General features: G+C 43.6%; 13 protein-coding genes. 7 read left to right on the forward strand and 6 right to left on the reverse strand.

Features of this window, described 5'->3' with window-relative positions:
* On the reverse strand, positions 1 to 164 hold a 164-nt coding region (locus H524_RS16060; RefSeq protein ID WP_044122553.1), incomplete at its 3' end, for a flagellin N-terminal helical domain-containing protein.
* Positions 165 to 2,467: 2,303 nt separating this feature from the next.
* Between H524_RS16060 and H524_RS0113225 the strand changes: the two genes are divergently transcribed.
* Together H524_RS0113225 and rpoD are read left to right on the forward strand one after the other, a co-directional pair.
* Complete coding sequence (locus H524_RS0113225; RefSeq protein WP_156907633.1) at positions 2,468 to 3,070, forward strand: cell division protein ZapC domain-containing protein; 603 nt, start codon at positions 2,468 to 2,470, stop codon at positions 3,068 to 3,070.
* A gap of 949 nt (positions 3,071 to 4,019) precedes the next feature.
* Complete coding sequence (gene rpoD, locus H524_RS0113230; RefSeq protein WP_027940518.1) at positions 4,020 to 6,050, forward strand: RNA polymerase sigma factor RpoD; 2,031 nt, start codon at positions 4,020 to 4,022, stop codon at positions 6,048 to 6,050.
* 549 nt (positions 6,051 to 6,599) lie between these two features.
* Here the strand turns inward: rpoD and H524_RS16065 are convergent.
* Positions 6,600 to 7,262 carry an HAD family hydrolase gene (locus H524_RS16065; protein WP_156907634.1) on the reverse strand — a complete coding sequence of 221 codons (663 nt, stop codon included), beginning with the start codon at positions 7,260 to 7,262 and terminating at the stop codon, positions 6,600 to 6,602.
* Positions 7,263 to 8,086: 824 nt separating this feature from the next.
* Between H524_RS16065 and H524_RS0113240 the strand changes: the two genes are divergently transcribed.
* From H524_RS0113240 to H524_RS0113260, 5 genes are all read left to right on the forward strand, one after another.
* Complete coding sequence (locus tag H524_RS0113240) at positions 8,087 to 8,872, forward strand: basic amino acid ABC transporter substrate-binding protein (RefSeq protein WP_052339124.1); 786 nt, start codon at positions 8,087 to 8,089, stop codon at positions 8,870 to 8,872.
* Between the two features lie 647 nt (positions 8,873 to 9,519).
* Positions 9,520 to 10,299: a basic amino acid ABC transporter substrate-binding protein gene (locus tag H524_RS0113245; RefSeq protein ID WP_027940520.1), complete on the forward strand. Its 780-nt coding sequence runs from the start codon at positions 9,520 to 9,522 to the stop codon at positions 10,297 to 10,299.
* Between the two features lie 672 nt (positions 10,300 to 10,971).
* Positions 10,972 to 11,628: an amino acid ABC transporter permease gene (locus tag H524_RS0113250; protein WP_211232180.1), complete on the forward strand. Its 657-nt coding sequence runs from the start codon at positions 10,972 to 10,974 to the stop codon at positions 11,626 to 11,628.
* A 161-nt stretch (positions 11,629 to 11,789) separates the two neighbouring features.
* The gene (locus H524_RS0113255; protein ID WP_027940522.1) at positions 11,790 to 12,509 is read left to right on the forward strand and encodes an amino acid ABC transporter ATP-binding protein; all 720 of its coding nucleotides are present in this window, start codon (positions 11,790 to 11,792) and stop codon (positions 12,507 to 12,509) included.
* A gap of 411 nt (positions 12,510 to 12,920) precedes the next feature.
* Complete coding sequence (locus H524_RS0113260) at positions 12,921 to 14,843, forward strand: LpxL/LpxP family acyltransferase (protein WP_027940523.1); 1,923 nt, start codon at positions 12,921 to 12,923, stop codon at positions 14,841 to 14,843.
* Between the two features lie 587 nt (positions 14,844 to 15,430).
* Here the strand turns inward: H524_RS0113260 and H524_RS16070 are convergent.
* From H524_RS16070 to H524_RS16945, 4 genes are all read right to left on the reverse strand, one after another.
* On the reverse strand, positions 15,431 to 16,354 hold the full coding sequence (locus tag H524_RS16070) for a SanA/YdcF family protein (RefSeq protein WP_084281805.1): 924 nt from the start codon (positions 16,352 to 16,354) through the stop codon (positions 15,431 to 15,433).
* Between the two features lie 436 nt (positions 16,355 to 16,790).
* Entirely contained in the window at positions 16,791 to 17,069 is a 279-nt protein-coding gene (locus H524_RS16075) for a DUF493 domain-containing protein (protein WP_044122555.1), read from the reverse strand.
* 246 nt (positions 17,070 to 17,315) lie between these two features.
* On the reverse strand, positions 17,316 to 18,629 hold the full coding sequence (locus tag H524_RS16080; protein WP_084281806.1) for a serine hydrolase: 1,314 nt from the start codon (positions 18,627 to 18,629) through the stop codon (positions 17,316 to 17,318).
* Positions 18,630 to 19,015: 386 nt separating this feature from the next.
* Positions 19,016 to 20,194: a septal ring lytic transglycosylase RlpA family protein gene (locus H524_RS16945; protein ID WP_052339125.1), complete on the reverse strand. Its 1,179-nt coding sequence runs from the start codon at positions 20,192 to 20,194 to the stop codon at positions 19,016 to 19,018.
* Positions 20,195 to 20,551: the final 357 nt, after the last annotated feature.

Raw genomic sequence — 20,551 nt, forward strand, 5'->3', positions numbered from 1 at the left:
GTTAAGCGATCAGAGATCTGAAGACCAGCAGCGTCGTCTTTGGAGCTGTTGATACGGAGACCTGATGAGAGTCTTTGGTATGAGGTATTAAGCGCAAGAGTAGAGTTAGCAAGTTTACGCTGAGCGTTAATAGAGCTAACGTTAGTGTTTACATATAAAGCCATAGTTGTATCTCTATATAGCCGATCCAGCTGCTCGTAAGCTGTGATCTTTTATATGGCGCTTTAGAACCTGTTCGCTATATTCTGCTGAGGCGAGCACCTTATTTTGTTTGTTGATTGCTACCCCAAAGACTTAAAAGATTTTGAAACTGCATATCTATAAAAGTCATGAGTTGCTTGTCTATATCGGTTGCAACACAAGTGCCATTTTGAAAATGTACACAAGTGCTATTACTGTTGATGTGTTAAATTTTGTGTGTAATTAGTAAATATGTTTTGACAAAGTATTCGTCGTAAATGTTTGATTCCCTTGATATTACGGAATACTTATCATTTGAAACATTTCAATTTTTGTTTAATTCAAAAGTGTGAGAGTTTTAACAATTACATGCCTTTCACCATACAACAAGTGAGATTTTGCATAGTCAAATTTGCCGCCATGTTTTGTCAAAAAGCTAAGAAAGTGGCATTTATGATTCAATGATTAAGTATGTGTTGGTAACGCAGTTTCTGTGAGTTAATTATTGACACACCAAGATCAGAGCGTAATGAAGCGCTAAGATCAAAAGATCAGCGATCGTCGATTTATAGTGGATATGAGATCGAAGTAAAACGACCAGAGATCGTGGAAAGGTAGTTATTGGTATGCTGAGATCGTTGTTTGGTGCTGAACTGTGATCTTGAGAACTTGGAACGTGGGTATATATGGTTAGGGTTGAGATCGTGACTTGCGAGCTTAAGATCTTGGGTCGTGGGCGTATATAGTTAGGGTTGAGATCGTGGATGGCGATCTTAAGATCTTAGATCGTGGGTATATATAGTTAGGGTTGAGATCGTGGATGGCGATCTTAAGATCTTAGATCGTGGGTATATATGGTTAGGACTAAGCTCGTGGATGGCGATCTTGAGATCTTGGGGTGTGGATACATACATATATGGTTAGGGCTGAGATCTTGTACAGCGATCTTGAACTAGCGATCGTGGAGTTTGATCTTCGGCATTGATATGGAGTGGCTAACCTTGATCTATGATCTCTGATCCTTGATCTCTGATCTTGTGGCGTTGATCTTAATTGGCGAGCTGTGAGCGTAAGTGGAGTGGTGCTGGTGTTTTGATCGCGGCTTAACTAGATATTGAAAAAATGTATGGGGATTCGGGCAAAATCTAAAATGAGTCACCCGTAATTATGTTCAATGAGATTCTTGGTTTGGGCTGCGTTTTTAAGTCCTCTTTTTGTGGATGCGTGGCAAGGTTTTGCCTAGAGATTGTGTACCGTCACATGAGCTCTTAGGCGTGGAACATTTCTTAACTGGTTTTTAGTAGTGTTGCTTTGGCATAAATGGCTTGTATAAGCCAGTTGTTACGCTTGGTTAGTTGTTTTTTGTTTTGTTGGCGGGGGATGATATTGGGTGTCGGGTTTTTGGTGAAGCGCTTGTGTATGAACTTTGCATGAGATTTCTCTATTGTGCACTACTATTGGGCGGCTCCTTGGCATGTTCCACAGTATGGCTTTGCAACCTTAGATGGAAAGATATTTTCATACAAGATAATTTACACTCTTGTTATGGAGTGTTCTTGGCTCTGCTTAGCTTAGAGCATCCGTCTAAGGAGAGGCTTATACATGGGATTTTAGTAAGATCTTATGCTTATGAGTGAGAGTGTTCTATACATGTATTTGAGATGAGTTTTGGCTCAGAGTGTGAATATCTTTTGTCAAAATTTGTTGATGAGCGTGTCACTTTGTGTTCGTGGGACATATTTCTTTGCAGATCTTTGCTAGAATGTTATGGTGCAGTAGGTTGTCTAAAAATTGATGACTTACATTGTTGAGTTTTGCCTTTGGCAGATACTTAACTTTTATGTTCCACAGATCTTTTGCTTGATCTGTAGTACGTGCTTTGCTGTTAATGTTTGATTTGACATAGATAGACTTACAGCGATAGCAGCTTTATACAATCTTGTTGGCATGACTTAGTTTTGGCGCCCTCATATGCAGCCCAAGCTTTTAAATAAGCTCAAAGGTTGTTTAGTAGCTATTTGTTAAAACTGTTCTAGTCTGATCTTGTTAGTAACTCTCAAAATCAAAGTACACGCTTACGTAGCCTGATCTTGGATTTGACGAGTAGGTGGCTAAATAGCCCATTGCACTGCTTTACTAGTTTCTATAGTGAATTAAGTAAAGTTCATCAGTACGTTGATGTTACTTTCATTTGCTCAAGTTAGAGATACTTGAACATGAGCGAGCTAGCTATAGAAGTGCATGAGTAAGTAGTTTTCAATGAGCATATTTGTCTAAGGTATTCCGTATGAGGATAACTCCGAGCGACTCATGGACATGGTCCATTCAAAGCGTAGAGGGACAAGTGTATCTTGGCATCAACCTCTCGCTAGATAATGGACGTAGGTTCTTTTTTAGAACCAACTACCGTGTCGAAGCTCTAGCATCTTTCCCTGAGATTGGAGAGCCGTTTTGCATTTTAGACGGTCAGATGCTTAATGACTTTACTGCAGGTCTTAATGCTATTGGTGTCCCTGACGTCAGTGCTGTTGATGAAGTGTCTGCAAACATGGAGCTATCTTTGAATGCCGTAGCTGGTGCACGTTTTGTCGCACCTCCACGTAAAGCCATCATGTGTTCATTCTTACCTTACACAGGCAAAAGCTTCCAAATTAAGCGCGGCAGTGTTATCTCCATGTGCACAAGCAAGACTAAGGAGATTTACGACTTCATTGTGTTAGACGATCCAAACACTGTTAAGGATGACGTCTACCGTGTGATGTTCTGTAACCGCGAGTTCCTTATTGACGCACAGCACTCTGTTCAGGTGGGAGCCATCTTTAAGGTTCTCAGAGAGTTTATGTGCCCATATCGTCAGGTTGTAACCGATCAAGGCCGCAACTTAGCCTAGTTACTTATTACAACTCATAGCTTTGGCTAAGGCCAAGGCTGTGTAGATATGTATTGAAGCTAGCTATTCATTTTTAAGGCTGATTGGCCTTTTATACCTTTGTATATTTTTAGCTAAGCTCATTACCATCTTTAGTGCCAGTCAATCGACTGGTATGAACTCTTCAAGACCTCCATTAACCTTTTATCTTTGCTTAAGGTGCAATGTTTGTTGCAGCTAGGGTAAGTTTTCCCTTAGCGTTTTTGCTCATGATGGTTTTTGGTTGGTCTTATATTGGCGCTGGATGTGAAGAGATTCCTTTCATATATACAACGCCGCATCGTAGATGAAGTGATTGAGATACACGCTCTCCTTCATCTATTGAATTTAAAACAGTTTTTCAGGCATAGCTGCATCTATAGCAGTATCCGGATCGCGCCGCATTGAGATTAAAGAGCGGATTCGGCTGACAAAATTTGCATCTGTCGCCACGCCTTGAATGGCAGAGCTAAAGCCTTGAGATAGTTGTGCTGCTATCTGTTTATTAGCTAGCTATTGCTTAGCATGATAGAGCGGTATACAACTACATCATGGCCTGTAAATAGCATCTGTTCAGTCTATGCGTACTGAAAGCATCTATCTGTCAATGATTGTCAGATAACAACTATTACGCCACTGCAGTATGTTTTTCACAGTGGACTAAGGTACCAGTTACCTAAAATCGTTGAGCAATTTACGTGGTCGTACATGTAAGAGGCTAGACCAAATAAAGTGTACAGGTTAGCTCAGGTTGTATACCAACAAAGACCAGTTATAACAGTGCTCAAAATAAAGGAGGTTGTCACGATGCTGATATTTACAAGACTCATGGGCGTTTGAGCATGTCAGTTTGGTTGACTAGTAGGCAAGATAGGCATATAATTTACTGTTGAGCCTTTTTTCAGCCGATAGATTTTTTTGGGACGATTTGATGGATAACAATTCCGCAAGTACCGAGTTTAAGCAATTGATTGCCCGTGGTAAGGAGCAAGGCTACCTTACTATCGAAGAAATCAATGACCTGATCCCACCAGATATTATCTCTGGCGATCAGTTATCGGTCTTCATTCAGACCTTCATTGATATGGGCATCAATGTGTGTGAGACCCCACCAGATCCTGATGAGATTCTTTTAAATGAGAACTCACAGTCCGTGGAGTCTGATGACGTTGAGACCGTAGCATCTCAGCTCGATAGCAGTGTTGAAATCGGCCGTACCACTGACCCTGTACGTATGTACATGCGTGAAATGGGTAACGTATCACTGCTGACCCGTAAGGACGAAATCGAGATCTCTAAGCGTATTGAGCGCAGTACAAACAATGTGCAAAAGTGCATTGTTGAATACCCAATGGCTATGTTCGATCTCTTTGCTCGTTACGAAGAAGCTTGCGATCCTGAGACCGAGACTAGACTGTCCGATGTTATTGTTGGTTTCTCTGATCCTTATGTAGAAGAGGAAGATGACGTAACAAAGGAAGTTGAAGTTGAAGGTGATGAAAATGAGCAGATTGATGCTGAAATCCCTGATAACATCGATGACATTGAGTCTGATGCCGATGATTTAGACGGTCTTGATCTTGATGAGAGCGATGACGGTGACGTTAAGAAAGCCTCCAAGAAAGGTCCTAAGAAGCGTACTAAGTCAGCCAAGAGTGCAGCTGTTGAGCTCGATGATGACGAGGATGAGGATGCTGCTGATGATGCTGGCGGATCAGGCAATGACTCAGGTCCAGATCCAGAGCTTGTAAAGCAGCGCTTTGCAGAACTACGTGTACAGTTTGATAAGGTTCAAGCTCTGCGCGTTAAGATGAATGCTGCTAAGGTTACTGCTGCAACTAAGCGTAAGTACGAAGAAGAGCTCAAGCGTTTAGTTGAGTTATTCTCTACTTTCCGTTTAGTTCCACAACAGCTTGAAGCACTGTTAAATCACATGCGTGACATGATGGATCGTGTTAAGACCCAGGATCGTCACATTCGTGAAATTGCAGTTAACCGTTGCGGTATGAAGATCGAAGACTTACGTACTCTGTACACTGAGTCTGAGATGGAAGCATCCATGGATTGGTACGAGAAGGCTATTCGTCCACGCCGTGCATATGCAACTCGCTTAAAAGAGTATCGTCCTCAGGTTGAAAAGTGCGTAGAGGCATTAGCAGATATTGAGGCAGAAGCCGGTATCTCTATTTACCGTCTGCGTGAGCTCTCCCGTCGCGTTATGATGGGCGACGCTATGGCTAAGAAAGCCAAGAAAGAAATGGTTGAGGCAAACTTACGTTTGGTTATTTCTATCGCTAAGAAGTACACCAATCGTGGTCTGCAGTTCCTCGACTTAATTCAGGAAGGTAACATCGGCCTGATGAAGGCAGTTGATAAGTTTGAATACCGCCGTGGTTATAAGTTCTCAACTTATGCTACTTGGTGGATTCGTCAGGCTATCACTCGTTCTATCGCTGATCAGGCACGTACCATCCGTATCCCTGTGCACATGATTGAGACTATTAACAAGCTCAATCGTATTTCTCGTCAGATGCTCCAGGAAAAGGGTCGTGAGCCTACCCCTGAAGAGCTGGCCTTTAAGATGGGCCTGCCTGAGGAGAAGATTCGCAAGGTAATGAAGATTGCTAAGGAGCCTATCTCATTAGAGACTCCAGTTGGTGATGATGATGATTCGCATTTAGGAGATTTCATTGAGGATAGCTCAATTGCAATCCCAGCTGATGCAGCAACTGCCGAATCATTAAAGAACGCCATCAACGGTGTATTAGATGAGATGCCTCCAAGGGAAGCTCAAGTTCTGCGTATGCGTTTTGGTATCGGCATGACCTCTGACCACACCTTAGAAGAGGTAGGTCGTCAGTTTGGCGTTACCCGTGAGCGTATTCGTCAGATCGAAGCTAAGGCCTTACGTAAGCTGCGTCACCCATGTCGTTCAGCTGGCCTCAAGGGCTTCTTAGACTAAAAGTTTAGTCTTAAGATAATCACTAATCATTTTCTGTTTCCATAAATCCCAGCACTACGCTGGGATTTTTTTTTTAAGTAAAATTTTACTTAATAAAAATTAAGTAAAAAGTGTTGTTAAGTAAAATTAACAAGCACCCGCAGTGAAATACTGCATAAATGTTGGCTTTGTCCAAGATGAAATTTACTTAATGTATATCAGGTTCGTCTGGTATAAGTGTCGGAACACTTTTTTAATATGAGCTAAATGTCATATCAATTTGGTATGTCTCCAACATCAGTTATCAGTGAACCGGTAATCTTAACCTTAACCTGATTAGGTAGCCGAGTTCACATTAAGTAAATTCACTCTTCTATAAAGCGCTTATATAAGCCTATAGTCTCTCCATATGGAGCTGGATTTTACTTAAGATCAGTTTTTACTTAATTTTTTTTGACCGCTAAATGCATTTTTGCTGCAGCACTTAGCAAATGCTCGACGAGTGCAAACAAAAACAGCGGCCTAGGCCGCTGTTTTTTACAGATAGTAGCATTGGGCTACTACGAGTAATTAGTTGTACTCGTGATTGTGCTTAACAGGCTCTTCACCCTCATCAGGAGCAGGAAGATTTTGGATCTCTTCAATCTTCTTCCAAACTTCTTCTGGGTTGTGCTCCCATAAGATAGCGTGAATGCCGATCTTGTTAGCCATGTCAACGTTAGCCTGATTGTCATCGATGAAGATGCAGTCATCAGCCTTTAAGTGATAGCGCTCAAGCAGTGTATAGTAGATGCGCTTGTCAGGCTTGTTCATCTTCTCTTCGCCGGAGACTACGATGCCCTCAAAATCATCGAGGAAGCGGTAGTGACTAAAAGCAAATGGGAAAGTTTCAGCAGACCAGTTGGTCAGACCATAGGCCTTAAAGCGCTCATCTGCAAGCACACGCTTGAGCAGCTCAACGCCATCAGCATGCTCGCTCTTGAGCATCTTGACCCAACCTGTGTGGTACAGTTCAATTGCCTCAGCCCACTCAGGATACTTCTCTGAAAGTTCTTTTACACCCTCGGCAAAAGGCTTTCCAGCATCCATCTGAGCGTTCCACTCACTATTACAGATCTCAGAGAGGAATTTCTCCATCTTTGCGTCGTCATTAAAATAGTCACGGAACAGGTAACGAGGATTCCAATCAAGCAGGACTCCGCCGAAATCAAAAATAATGTTGCTTCTGGTCACAGTTAGACTCCACTTAACAACAAACATTAACGTATTATCTAGCATAGCGCAGTGAGACTGTCTTTAAAACCTAAACCATGATTCTTTCATCTCTTTTGACGGCAAGCTCACCTTTTTGCACAATTGCATTGTCTTTTTACCATGAATTGGCACAAAAACTCACATCAAGAATGCGCGTGTGCACTAAAACATAAGCACAAGCACGCTTTGCCTGAGTAAAATATCTACACACCATAGCATCTCGCTTAAAGCTATTCATCGTTCAATTTCAATAGCTCTTGTATCCGAGTTCCGACCTCTAAGCATCATATCTGCAGCAATAAAGTACCAGGTGCATTAGCTCCCGTCATACATGTATACAGCCATGCCTGGTGGTTAGATCATGCTCTATCTAGTGTGTCTTGCTGTGTTTTGCTTACCGCTCATGGGATTTTTTCATAATAAACACTGCTTTATTTACTCAAATGTGCACGCCTTTAATGCATGGCTATTTGGAGTTTGGTGCGTAAAAATTGCTGAGGTATTGTGCAAATAGCGATAGATAAAGGGTTTATGGTTATGCATCAATATGGATTTCTGGTGTGCAATTTTGGGGCGATTTTGCGTTAGACGTTCTATGTAGTGTGGTTGTGCGTATGATTGACTTACACATAAGCCTACGAGGCAAAGAATTTTAGACAGCAAAAGCGCAGTTGTTGTTTGCATCTTGTAGAAGCGCACAACTAGTGGCAAGTAATGAGCTAAGTTTAGATGCTTATGCGCTACAGACCAAAGCGCAACGCTAGCTGTCATGATCGGCAATTACATCAGGTGGATTATAGATTATGGGTTACTCAATGTTTAAGCAAGCCATGTGCGCAGCCGCAATGTGCTCAGCTGTTTTTGCAACTTCTGCTGCATCTGCTGAGGATAAGCTCTTAGTAGGCACTGAGTCTTCTTATGCACCGTTCGAGTTTACCAATCAAGACGGCAAGCTCGTTGGCTTTGACATTGACCTTACCGAAGCTATCGCCAAAGAATTAGGTCTAGAGGTTGAGTGGATGCAGATGCCTTTTGATGGCCTCATTCCAGCAATGCTCACCGGACAAGTAGATATGGCTGCAGCTTCATTCACTATTACTGAAGAGCGCAAAAAGCGTATTAACTTCTCTGACCCTTACTACATCTCAGGTCTTACTTTTGTAATTCGTGCTGCAGATAAGGCTAAGTATCCTGATAACAAGTCACTTGCAGGCAAGAAGCTGTGTGCACAGCTTGGCTCTGTATCAGCTATGAAGGCTAAAGAGATCTCTCCTGATAACACCGTTACTTTCAATGACGCTTATGCAGCCTACTTAGAGCTACATTCTGGTGGTTGTGAGGCTGTGCTCAACGACCGTCCTGTAAATCAGTACTACTTATCTACTGTTAAGAACCCAGAGCAAACTTATGAGATTGATGAGGTTATGGATGCTGAGGACATGGCTTTAGTGGTACCAAAGAACAATGAAGAGCTTTTAAAGAAGGTTAATAGCGCTTTAGCTACATTAAAGAGCAACGGTACTTTCCAAGCAATTCACGACAAATGGTTTAAGGCTGCTGACTCTCAAGCAGCTGCTGAGGCTAAGTAAGTTAAGCCAAATATAAGCATCTAATTGCTGAAACTTGCCCCACTATCCATCCGATAAGATAGGTAGTGGGGCTTTGTCTTTAATGTAGCTCCATTAAAACTTCACATTGCAAATAGCACGCAATTTCATATTGGCAGGACATGCAAGTAAGTATTGGCAGGACATACAAAGACGTATTGTCTGAGACATGCAAGTAAGTATTGGCAGGACATGCAAGTTCAATTGCGCAGTAGCTGCTGACCATGGTTGCGAAAGTAGGGCGTTTTTAAGAGTCTGGTCGATCTAAGACCTCTTTGCCTCCAATTTGCATGGTTTTAATAGCATGGTTTTTGAGTACTATGTTAGAAACATTGTGCAATGATAGGCTTTTGTATTAGGTCACTTTTAGTGCATTAGTCTCTAAACTGTGAGAGAAAACACTTTTAAGCTGATTTTTAGGGGGACTACATGAAAAGTTGCAATGTTTTGTTGTATAAATAGATACCCCTCATGATGGGTATCACCATCAGAGGTAGTAGTGGCTTATGCAGCCTTAGTTCTTAATGAACGCTACATTAGCTAATGCTAGATTAAGTTTTTGGTTAAGACTCAAGTATTGCAGGGTCTTTGCGATCGCAGGACGCAACTGAGTTAAATAGGAGTTAGTTATGTCTTTAAAGTTAAGCGGTGCGCTCAAAGCCTTAGCTTGTGCAACTGTTTTTACCTGTGCAGGCTTTAGTGCAAGCTCATATGCTGAGACCTTACGCGTTGGTACTGAGGCTACCTATGCACCATTCGAGTTCGCAGCAGAAGATGGTACTTTAACCGGTTTCGACGTTGAGCTCATCAAGGCAATTGCTCAGGAAGCTGGCTTTGATAATGTTGAAATTAGCAACATGCCATTTGACGGCTTAATTCCAGCCATTTTCACTGGCCAGATCGACACTGTTATTGCAGCTATGTCTATCACTCCAGAGCGTTCTAAGCGCGTTGCTTTTACTGAGCCTTACTACACCTCTGGTCTTTCTGCTCTGATTTTAGAGAGCAACAAGGATAAGTATCCTAATGTTAAGAGCCTCAAGGGTCAGGCCATCTGCGTTCAGATCGGTACTACTGGTGCTTTAAAGGCTGAAGAGCTAAGCCCAGGTAAGGTTAAGGCATTCAACACCCAGCCAGAAGCATTCATGGAGTTAAAGGCAAAGGGCTGTGAGGGTGTAGTTAACGATCGTCCTATTAACCTCTACTTCCTCTCCAAGTCCAATGTTGCTGAAGGCGTTGCTGAGATTCCTGAGATCTTAACTGCTGAGAAGTACGGTATTGCTGTTAACAAGAACAACAAAGAGCTCTTAAACAAGCTCAATGCTGCTCTTAAGACTCTCCACGAGAACGGCAAGTACAACGAAATCTACCAGAAGTGGTTCAAGCTCTTACCTCACAACGAGTCATAATCGACTACAAAAGGTAACAAGCTAATATAGCTTATACTTCACAAGAAGGCCTGGCATTTGCCAGGCTTTCTGCATTTTGGCCAAAGCAAAAATGCAGCCGCTGCCCCTCATCAAAAAGCCAATGCCCAGCCTAGGCCACAAATCCTATGCCCATCCCTGGCAATAATGCATATGCTCAAGCCTGACCATAATGCAGATGCTAAACCTTGGCAATAATGCAGATGCTAAACCCTGGCAATAATGCAGATGCTAAACCCTGGCAATAATGCAGATGCTAAACCCTGGCCATAATGCAGGTGATCAACCATGGTCATAATGCGGAAGCTCAGACAGGGGCCTCATGCCGATGCGCAAAGCTTACAAGCACAGAAGGCTACCTGATCTGCATATGGGGGCTAGTTGGGTTAGCTGTGGTTAAAAGGGTAAGTTTGCATGAGCAAATAGTCCATATTAGGCAAAGAATTTGTGATTAAGCTCTAAACTAATAGCGATTGAAAGTGTTTTGAGTTACAATCTTGCGTTCTATGGGCAATGCATTTTAGCCCAGATGGATCAGAATACGGGGCTACCCGCATTTATTAGTCGCGGCTCATTTTAGAGTCGTTCATGGTTGCATCCTAGTCTCATTGAGACTTGGGTCATCAGTCATAGTTTGAAGAGACTTTCTAACACATGTCGATACCGTTTGACTTCAGCTTGATTATTGACAGCTTGCCACTCCTTGGCATCGGTGCTTTAGTTACCATTGAGATCACTGCTATGTCAGTGTTCTTAGGTACCTGTATCGGTCTTTTTGTCGGTATTGCTGAGCTGGCACGTTATCCGTGGATCCGAATCCCTGCAAAGATCTACGTAGACTTTATTCGCGGCACTCCACTGCTCGTACAGATTTTCATCATCTACTTTGCACTTCCAATCGTATTTGGAACCAGAATTGAGCCGTTTGTAGCTGCAGTTGCAGCCTGCTCCATTAACTCTGGTGCTTATGTAGCTGAAATCTTCCGTGCAGGTATTCAGTCCATTGACAAGGGTCAGATGGAAGCTGGTCGTTCATTAGGTATGTCCTGGACTCAGACCATGCGTTACATCGTGATCCCTCAGGCTTTCCGTCGCACCATCCCTCAGCTTGGTAATGAGTTCATCGCCATGCTTAAGGACTCCTCATTAGTATCCGTTATCGGCTTCGAGGAGCTGACTAGAAAGGGTCAGTTAGTTATTGCATCCACATACGGCTCTCTTGAGATTTGGACTGCAGTTGCGATCATCTACCTGATTATGACCTTAACTATCACCCGCTTCGTGGCTTACCTCGAGAAGCGTTTCAATTAGTAATTTAGTCACAGCAAACAGCAGCGCATCATTTGCTTAGCGCTGCTATCAAAACAAGCTTTAAAGCCAAAATTATGATGTAAACACTAGCCATCATAAGTTGCTCTCTTTAGCTTGTATATGTTGTGAACAGGTACTTAGAGATTTATTAGAGGCCAGCTATGATTAAGATTCGTGGTCTGAAAAAGAAGTACGGCAAGAACGAGATCCTCAAGGGTATCGATCTTGATGTAAACAAGAGCGAAGTAGTGGTTGTTATCGGCCCATCAGGCTCTGGTAAGAGTACTTTACTGCGTTGCGTTAACTACCTGGAGGTTCCAACTGACGGTGTTATCGCTATCGATGGCGAAGAGATTACTCGCAAGGTAGACATCAATACCATTCGTGCTGAAGTAGGTATGGTGTTCCAGCACTTCAACCTCTTCCCTCACATGTCTGTTTTAGACAATATTACCCTTGCTCCAATCAAGGTTCGTGGTAAGAGTAAGGAAGAAGCTGAAAAGATTGCTTTAGAGCTTTTAGATAAAGTAGGTCTTAAGGATAAGGCTGCTTCATTCCCATCTCAGCTCTCTGGTGGTCAGCAGCAGCGTGTAGCTATTGCTCGTGCTTTAGCTATGCAGCCAAAGATCATGCTCTTTGATGAGCCAACCTCTGCACTGGACCCAGAAATGGTTAAGGAAGTACTTGAGGTTATGAAGCGCTTAGCTGAGTCAGGTATGACCATGATGGTTGTAACTCACGAAATGGGCTTTGCTCGTGAAGTAGCTGATCGCGTAATCTTCGTAGACGGTGGCAAGATCCTGGAGATGGGCCATCCAAACGAAGTATTCGAGCATCCAAAGGAGAAGCGTACTCAAGAGTTCTTAAACAAGATTCTCTAAGCGCAACTACCCATGCTTTAAAAAAGGCTCTTACCATCTAGGTCAGAGCCTTTTGTATTTTTAGCTCTGGCAAAATTGAAAGAATGTCCCAAAGGCCAAATAACTAACAGCCTAAACCCAAACCTCGTCCATCATACAAATCACATCACTAAAACCATCATCATTTACGCTTGATGGTCGCAAGTATCAACAAAAAGCGCTTATCTATCGCAGCGGCTCAAGATTCTCCGCCCGTGCATCATTATTGTTAATAATCCCTTATAATTACGTGTGCTTTTCTTATTTAGCATCCGCACTTTATAGCTAGCACGGCGTGCAAAAACAACTGCATCCCATGCCACGCTATAACTACTATGCGAATCTATTAAGCAGCAAGGTCCATTAGCTTATTTGCCTACAGGGAGTTACCACATGTCCAATACAGATGAACTCAAGACTTCACAGCCACGAGACAATTGTGCATCCACTCCCGTAGCTAAAGCCAAAGCCGCCCCAAAAGCACAGCCAACAGCTGCCCAAAAAGCCGCGCCTAAGCGCAAAGCATCTGACGTTAAAGCCGCCCCAAAGGCAGCGCCAAAAGCCACGGCAGCTAAGGCTGAACCAAAAGGCACAGCAGCCAAGGCTGATCCAAAAGGCATAGCAGCCAAGGCTGCTTCAAAAGAAGCTTCAATAACAGCTCCAACAGTGGCTCAAAAAGCCGCCACTGCCAAGAAAGATCCTAGTGCTGCAGATACAACAGCTACTGTTAGTGCACCGACTACAGCTCCAAAGGATCAATCACCTGCAGCCACTGTTAAAACAGAAGCTAAGGTAGAGATTAAGGCTGACACTAAGAGTGCAACAGCCACTGTCGCATCAGCTCCAAATACAGCTGAGCAAAACAAGGCTGAACCAAATGCCGAGGTAAAGACTGGGCTTAAGCATCAGAGCAAGGCATCAGCTGCAGCTAGCAATGCTAAAGCATCAGAAGATACATCTCCTGCATCTGCTAATGCCGCCGAATCAGTAACTGCTACCAGCAGCGCATCTGCAGCTGCAAGTGCTGCTAGCGCTGATGCAGCGAAGGCAGAGTCTACTGCAAGTGCTGATGTAGAAAAGGCAGAGTCGACTGATAGTGCTGCCAAGCAGGCTGCCAGCGATCGCAGCAAGGCTCATGATCAAGCTAAAGCAAAGGCTAAGAGCGGTGGTAAGAAGGTTATGGGCTCGGGTGGTGAAGAGGATGTGGAGCACGCTGGTTTTGATCCAGATCAGTGGCAACAGCTTCTGGATGTAAAGTACTGGCCATCATGGTTTGCGCTAGGTATTTTGGCTGTACTTGCTTATGTGCCAAATCGCATTCGTGACTTATTTGCTATCTTGATTGCTTATCCACTGTCTCTTATTAATATCCGCTTTAAGAAGGTGGTATTTGCTAATTTACGAACTGCATTTCCAGAGAAGTCAGAAAGCGATTACAAGGAAATTTACCGCAAGCTTTTAACTCACGCCATCATTACTGGATTTGCCTTTGGTGAAGGTGTTTTCCTGCCACGCTTTATGGTTGAGCGTAGCTGGATTGTGAAAAATCCTGAAGTACTCAAAGCGGCTTTAGATGATAAGCGCCCAATCATTTTCTGTGTACCACATACCTTCTCATTAGATCGCGGTGGTCTGTATTTAACTGCCAATCGCCTTCCAATGTTTGGTGTAGCCAATGATCAATCTAACCCTGTGTTCAACTGGTTTATGAACTATCAGCGCGTGATTTATGGCGGTACTATGCATACCCGTGCTGCAGGCTTTAGATCAATTTTAAAGGCTCTCAAGCAAGGTCGTCATTGCTACTTCCTGTGCGATGAGGACTTAGGCGATGATGTACCAAATGTCTTTACTGACTTCTATGGTGTGCCAAAGGCTATGGTAGATACTCTGCCAAAGATGGCCCGTCTTACCAAGTCTCAGGTAGTAGTTTTAACCATTACTTACAGCATTTCCAAAGCACGCTATGAGCTTGAGTTTACCCGTTTAGACGATTTCCCATCTAACGATGTTGGAGCCGACTTAAACCGTGTAAATAAGGTCTTTGAACAGCACTTAAGTGGCCATATTGAGCAGTATATGTGGTTCTTACGCTTGTTTAAGACTCGTCCTGATTTACGTTACTTTACTGACTGCTATGCTGATTGTCATGGCACTAAGGACGCTAATAGTATCAAGGTAGACTACTATCACCGTCGTGTTCCTCTATTTGAGCCTCAGATAGTATGGGATGGTTACGTACCTCCAAAAGACTATAGTGAGATTGCTGCTAAGTTAAAGGCTGAAGAAGAAGCTAAAAAGGCCAAAAAAGCCTAACACTCTTAGACACATACATATAAAGGCTTTAGCTACACGCTAAGGCCTTTTGTCTATCTAAGAGCCTAAAACCACCATCTGCTGTGCAAATGGGTCTAAAGCCAGCCAGCAAGCAGGCTAGTAGGCAATGATCAAAAGGCATGTTGGTAGATAAGTGGCCAAAAGCCAGCCAGCCAGCAAGCAATCAGGTAATTGGCTATTACTCATTAGTCAGTAGATCACTTTGCTAGTACTTATGCTCGACTCATTTGATGCTCAAAAAGCAAGATTAAATGAAAATGTCGGCTATGCTTTAAAGTCTGTTATGCATCTAGCGGGAGCTCAAGAGCTTACTGGTAGCAGTGGTGAGTGCAGTTGTATGCTTATGCTTCAGGACTGGTGTGCGTAGCGAGTGCTGATCGTCTCTGGCCGTTGATTAGGTTTTGTTCTACGGCGTGGACGTGCCAATGTGGGAGTGCTTGGTTTTAGCGTGATGCTAAAGCGCTAGTAAGTGGGGATGGCCATAATGTTTGGCCAGATGAGTTGATTGCGCTGCTCAAGATCTGATGGGCTGATGCGAGATTAGCGAGTTGGGTTTACGCTTTTAGTTATTGCTGGGCAGTAACCTTGGTGTTTTCATCGCGCTTGACCGCATCTTGCAAGTGCTGACGGGCAAGCTGTTGCTGCTTGTAGAAAGCAGCAGCATCGGTTTGCTCTTTGACCTTGGTAGTGAACTTAGTGATATTGTGCTTAAGTGCATAGGCAGACATGCTCGGCTGCTTTGGTCTGCCGGTTTGGGCCTTTGGAGCATTGCTTGGCTCCTTAGGCATGGCACTATTTCCAATCTGAATTGGGTCGCCTAAGAAAGTAGGCTGAGTGTTCCAAAAGTAGATATCGAAGATGCACTTAATTCTGGCAAAGAACTCTCTTACATAAACGCTGTAGTGAGAGAGGATAGACTTTGGATCAGATGCATTAAAGGCAATTGCTTCCATACCTAAGTTCTTAGCAATGAACAGAGCACGCTCGTTGTGGAACTCTTGAGAGATGATGGTGACACTCTTGAGCATAAAGACCTTGTTGGCACGTGCTACTGAATCAATAGTAGAGAAGCCTGCATAGTCAGAGACGATGCGATCTTTTGGAACGCCAGCCTTGATTAAGGCATTAGTCATCTGACGTGGCTCATTGTAAGAGATGTGCTGATTGTCACCAGAGACCAAAACATAATCGATCTTACCTTTACGGTAGAGCATAGCTGCTGCACGAATACGATTGGTGAAGAATGGGTTTGGATTACCATCTGACATCTTAGAGGATGTGCCGAGCAATAATCCTACCTCATTGTGAGGAATGTTATTGAGCGAATCGTAAGTGTCAAAAGCGCTAGCAGAGATTCTGAATAAGGCTAAGACAACAAAGATCAAGAAGCTGAGTAAGCAGATAAGCGAAATGTAGCAAAGTGCTCGGATGAAGTTTCCGAACTCGCTATCAAAGCCATTGCCATCAGAGGAGCGCTTTCTCTTTTTCACGTGTCCAACCTTTTAATGATGCTCTGCTATGTGCATAAGCATTGCTTAAATTATGAGAAATAAAGCCTTTGCTTAGGCCAATGTCTGCCTAGTGTAGCATGTTTGTGCTGATAGGCTGCGCCTATTGTTATCCTGCACAACAACCGCGCTTAATTGCGATACAAATATGCAAGTTAGTTACACTTTGCAGCGGTTTTGCATGACTTATATGCAAGTTGCAGCCGTATTAGCATGACATGAATGCATAATGCAGCCGTATTAGCATGACATGAATGCATAATGCAGCCGTATTAGCAGGCTTTTATGCAAGAAGTCGCTGTTCAAGGCAGCGCTGCGGTGTGTTATAGACTCTGCAGCGCTGTTGTAGTGTAAGTGCGCATTGTGCTGACTGCTGCCGTGAGGCAGCATGTTGCTCTTTGTGTGCAGTCGTGTGCTTTTAGAGCAGGTGCTTTACAAATTCGTACTTAGGCAGTTTGTCGTAGAGCATTTCGATCTCTTCGGCGCTGTTAAAGCGTACGCGCACGGTATAGGAAACGTACTTGCCATTAGCCGAGTTGCGTGAATCAATCACGCCATCAACTGAGGTGCACTCAGGTATGAGCTCATTTAAGATATCAACAAGCTTGATTGGCTGTGAATCTTCGTTATTCACGATGATGCGCATGTGCTGATCACATGGGAACTCAAGTAACTCTTTAAACTTGTACTGAGCCATAATTTTACCTACAAAAACATGGCAGCCCAAAAGCTGCCTTAATGAATCTAAGTAATAAAACCACTGTAGCTAAAAAGCAGTTGTGCTTTTAGTGCCTTGCCTTGCTTAAGCATCGCTTTGTTTAGGCCTTGTATCGCATAGGCCTGTCGCTACGTAAGCAATTTTTGCTTAAGGCGGTGTTGCTAAAGCTTTTGGCTGTATAAGCCGGCTTGTGTTGCTGATGCAAGGCTTTAGTTATGATGGTTGCTACTTGCCGAATGCCATCATAATGCGATCCCATATACGGGATAAGAAGCCGCCTTCGCGAACATCTTCAGCAGCAACTAATGGGTACTGAGCTAAGATCTTATCGTTGAGCTTAAAGTCGATGGTACCAAGCTGAGTGCCAGCCTTAATTGGGGCCTCAAAGGTAGCCTGATTTAAAGCATAAGAGATCTTGATGCTCTGCTGAGCGCCACGTGGGATCATGATGTTAACTGGGGAGTTAATCGCTAAGTTTACAGTGTCACGATCGCCTAAACGCACAGGACGGTTTAAGAGGATCTTGCCTTGCTCAAATGGTTGATAGGATTCAAAGTAGCGGAAGCCATAAGAAAGCATCTGCTTTGAGAAAGAGGCACGATCAGATTCACTCTTAGCACCAATGACAGTGCCGATAAGACGCATATTGCCCTGAACTGATGAGGATACTAAGTTGTAGCCTACAGCAGAGAGGTGACCAGTCTTGATGCCGTCTACATTTAAAGTCTTATCCCATAACAGACGGTTACGGTTAGTCTGCTTAATGCCGTTGAAGGTAAATGACTTTTCAGAGTAGAGCTTATACTCCTCAGGTAAGTCACGAATTAAGGCGCGGCCTAAGATAGACATGTCATAAGCAGTAGAGTAGTTCTGCTCATCAAATAAACCGTGAACGTTGGCAAAGTGAGTGTTATTCAGACCTAATTGCTTAGCATAGGTATTCATAACACTGACGAAGCCTTCTTCAGAGCCTGCGAGCACAATAGCTAAAGCTACGCATGCATCGTTACCAGACTGAATCACAATACCCTTGTTAAGATCGCTAACCTTAACCTTCTTGCCCACCTCGATGAACATCTTAGAGGAGTCAGAGTACTTGTCTAAAGCAGCCCATGCGCTCTCAGGGATGGTTACATAGCTCTCAGGATTAAGACGACCAGCCTTGATCTCCATACCGATAACGTAAGAGGTCATCATCTTAGTTAAAGATGCTGGCCAAATACGCTTGTGCTGATCGCGCTCAAAGAGTACCTGACCAGTGGCATAGTCCATTAATACCCATGACTCAGCATTAAAGGTTGGAGCCTCAGGAATAACGATTGGAGCAGCTGGAGCAGGGCTTGGTCCATTGGCAGTTGGAATAGCTGCAGGAGCAGCTGACTGTTGGGCACGAACAGCGGCAAATGGATCTGGGATCTGCTCGGCAAAAGAATTTGGGGCGATAAAGAAAGTGCCTAATGCAAACACTAGAGCATATTGCAGTTTCTTAAAGCCCTTACGGCTAAAAGTCGTAAGTTTGTGTCCGTTGCTGTGATCCATGCTTCCTCCGAAAAAATCAAACTGCCATATGCAGTTTAGCAATCTTGATAGCTACTTTAGCTTTGTAGCACACAGTGCAGGAAACTCTAGGCTAGAAGTCATTTCTTGCCGTAAAACTACCTGCACTGCAAACTAAAAGCGCACCTTAAGCGTCAAGCTCTTAACAAAACAAAACGATCTAAACCATGCACTCATTTCTAAGGCTAAGATCATTGCATTGCAATTTATGCTTGGCAATAGCTTTGTCAGGAAAGCTATTTTAGTGATCTCTTAAGGCACATCAAGGTCAGCGACAGGATCGCTGACCTTGCAAAGTTTGGATAATTATCCAAGGTTTAACTGCACCAAAGTGCAGCTAAGGTTGATTAAATTTCTAGCACGTAATCTTAGAGGTGCTTAATGAAGGCATCAGGGTAGCCTAATTGCTTCATGTACTCTAAGGTAGTGTGCAGATCGCTATTAGAGAGCGGTCCAACACGTACGCGGAAGAGGTTTTCCTCTTGCATAATGACTACAGGAAGAGGAGTTTGAGCTCTTAACTTAGCCTGCAGCTTAGATGCACCTGCTTGAGTTGAGGAGCTAAAGACCTGTACATAGCTGGTACCAGGAATAGCAGGGGTAATCTTGAACTCATCAGTAGACTGCACAGTAGTGGTTTGTACAGTTGTACTCTGAGCTACAACTGTAGCTGGTGGTGCTGCGTAATCTACGGTGTAGTTGGTAGTGCTGTTAGTATCAGCTACAGCACGTGGAGCAGGAGCAGCGCGTCCTTTTTTGTCATCATCGCCTAATGTATTTTCGATGATCTTGCCAGCTACATAGATGCCTGCGCCAATGGCTGCTGCAGTACCTGACTTAGGAGGCTTTGATACAGATGAGCCATTGCCAAAGACGCCGTTTAACACACCAGCGATGACCTGACCGCCAACGCCTTGGGTCTTATCTGATACATTGGAGCTACCACGCACATTGATAAGCTCAAGCTTAACCTTGGCCGTACCCTTGCGGGTCATATCAATAGCTTTAGCTGCACCTTCAGATAAGTCAATAATACGAGAGCCGTGGAATGGGCCGCGATCGTTAACACGCACGATTACGGCTTTGCCATTTTCAAGGTTGGTTACCTTTAAATAAGATGGCAAAGGTAAGTTCTTGTGAGCTGCAGTAAAGCCGCGCTGATCATAGCGCTCACCATTAGAGGTGTTATTACCGTGGAAGCCTGGACCATACCAAGATGCAGTACCAACTTCCTGATAAGAACTGCAGCCTGTCCATACCATATAGTTTTGGCCTAAGACTTTGTAGTCTTTGTTACCGCCACGAGAAACAGGCTCGTACTTTGGCTTAGCGCCAGGTACACCCTTGACGATGACTTTTTCTGACTGTGGGTATGGCTTGGTCTTGTTTGGACCAGTACCGTAGGTATAGCCATCACCTGCCTTAGAGCCATGGGTGGTAGTAACTACATCATCTAAGCTAGATGCGCAACCGTTGAGTAACAGCGCACTACAACCAAAAGCAGCCACTAAGATGAGACTGCTGAATTTGAGCTTGTTAGCCTTCATAAACTATATAGATTTTAAGATTGAATGAAAAAACTGTTGAACCCGCTAAAGTAAATCTAAATCCACTGCCTTAAATTATCTTAAGCATGTATATGCATACTTGCTGCAGCTTGCACAAGAGTCACTAGATAACTCTTATTGCCAAGATCATAGCTTTGCCCTTACTTGCTCATATGAGCCTAAAAAGCTCACAAGACCTTTATTTGTTCTTATGGGTCTTAAAAGCTCACGTGGCCTTTAAGTGCTCTTATGGGACTTAACGCCGAGCATAAAGAGAGGAGCTCTTTTTATTTTTATCAAGCTAGCAAGGCCATAATCTTGCGCTCATTTTGGCAAGGCTATGAGTGTTAGTTCATT

Source organism: Anaerobiospirillum succiniciproducens DSM 6400 (assembly GCF_000482845.1).
GTDB lineage: Bacteria > Pseudomonadota > Gammaproteobacteria > Enterobacterales > Succinivibrionaceae > Anaerobiospirillum > Anaerobiospirillum succiniciproducens.

Excerpts from the sequence above, each read along its gene's own strand:
- H524_RS0113225 (WP_156907633.1), top strand. The coding sequence starts at position 2,468 with ATGAGGATAACTCCGAGCGACTCATGGACATGGTCCATTCAAAGCGTA.
- rpoD (WP_027940518.1), top strand. The coding sequence starts at position 4,020 with ATGGATAACAATTCCGCAAGTACCGAGTTTAAGCAATTGATTGCCCGT.
- H524_RS0113240 (WP_052339124.1), top strand. The coding sequence starts at position 8,087 with ATGGGTTACTCAATGTTTAAGCAAGCCATGTGCGCAGCCGCAATGTGC.
- H524_RS0113245 (WP_027940520.1), top strand. The coding sequence starts at position 9,520 with ATGTCTTTAAAGTTAAGCGGTGCGCTCAAAGCCTTAGCTTGTGCAACT.
- H524_RS0113250 (WP_211232180.1), top strand. The coding sequence starts at position 10,972 with ATGTCGATACCGTTTGACTTCAGCTTGATTATTGACAGCTTGCCACTC.
- H524_RS0113255 (WP_027940522.1), top strand. The coding sequence starts at position 11,790 with ATGATTAAGATTCGTGGTCTGAAAAAGAAGTACGGCAAGAACGAGATC.
- H524_RS0113260 (WP_027940523.1), top strand. The coding sequence starts at position 12,921 with ATGTCCAATACAGATGAACTCAAGACTTCACAGCCACGAGACAATTGT.
- H524_RS16075 (WP_044122555.1), bottom strand. The coding sequence starts at position 17,069 with ATGGCTCAGTACAAGTTTAAAGAGTTACTTGAGTTCCCATGTGATCAG.
- H524_RS16080 (WP_084281806.1), bottom strand. The coding sequence starts at position 18,629 with ATGGATCACAGCAACGGACACAAACTTACGACTTTTAGCCGTAAGGGC.
- H524_RS16945 (WP_052339125.1), bottom strand. The coding sequence starts at position 20,194 with ATGAAGGCTAACAAGCTCAAATTCAGCAGTCTCATCTTAGTGGCTGCT.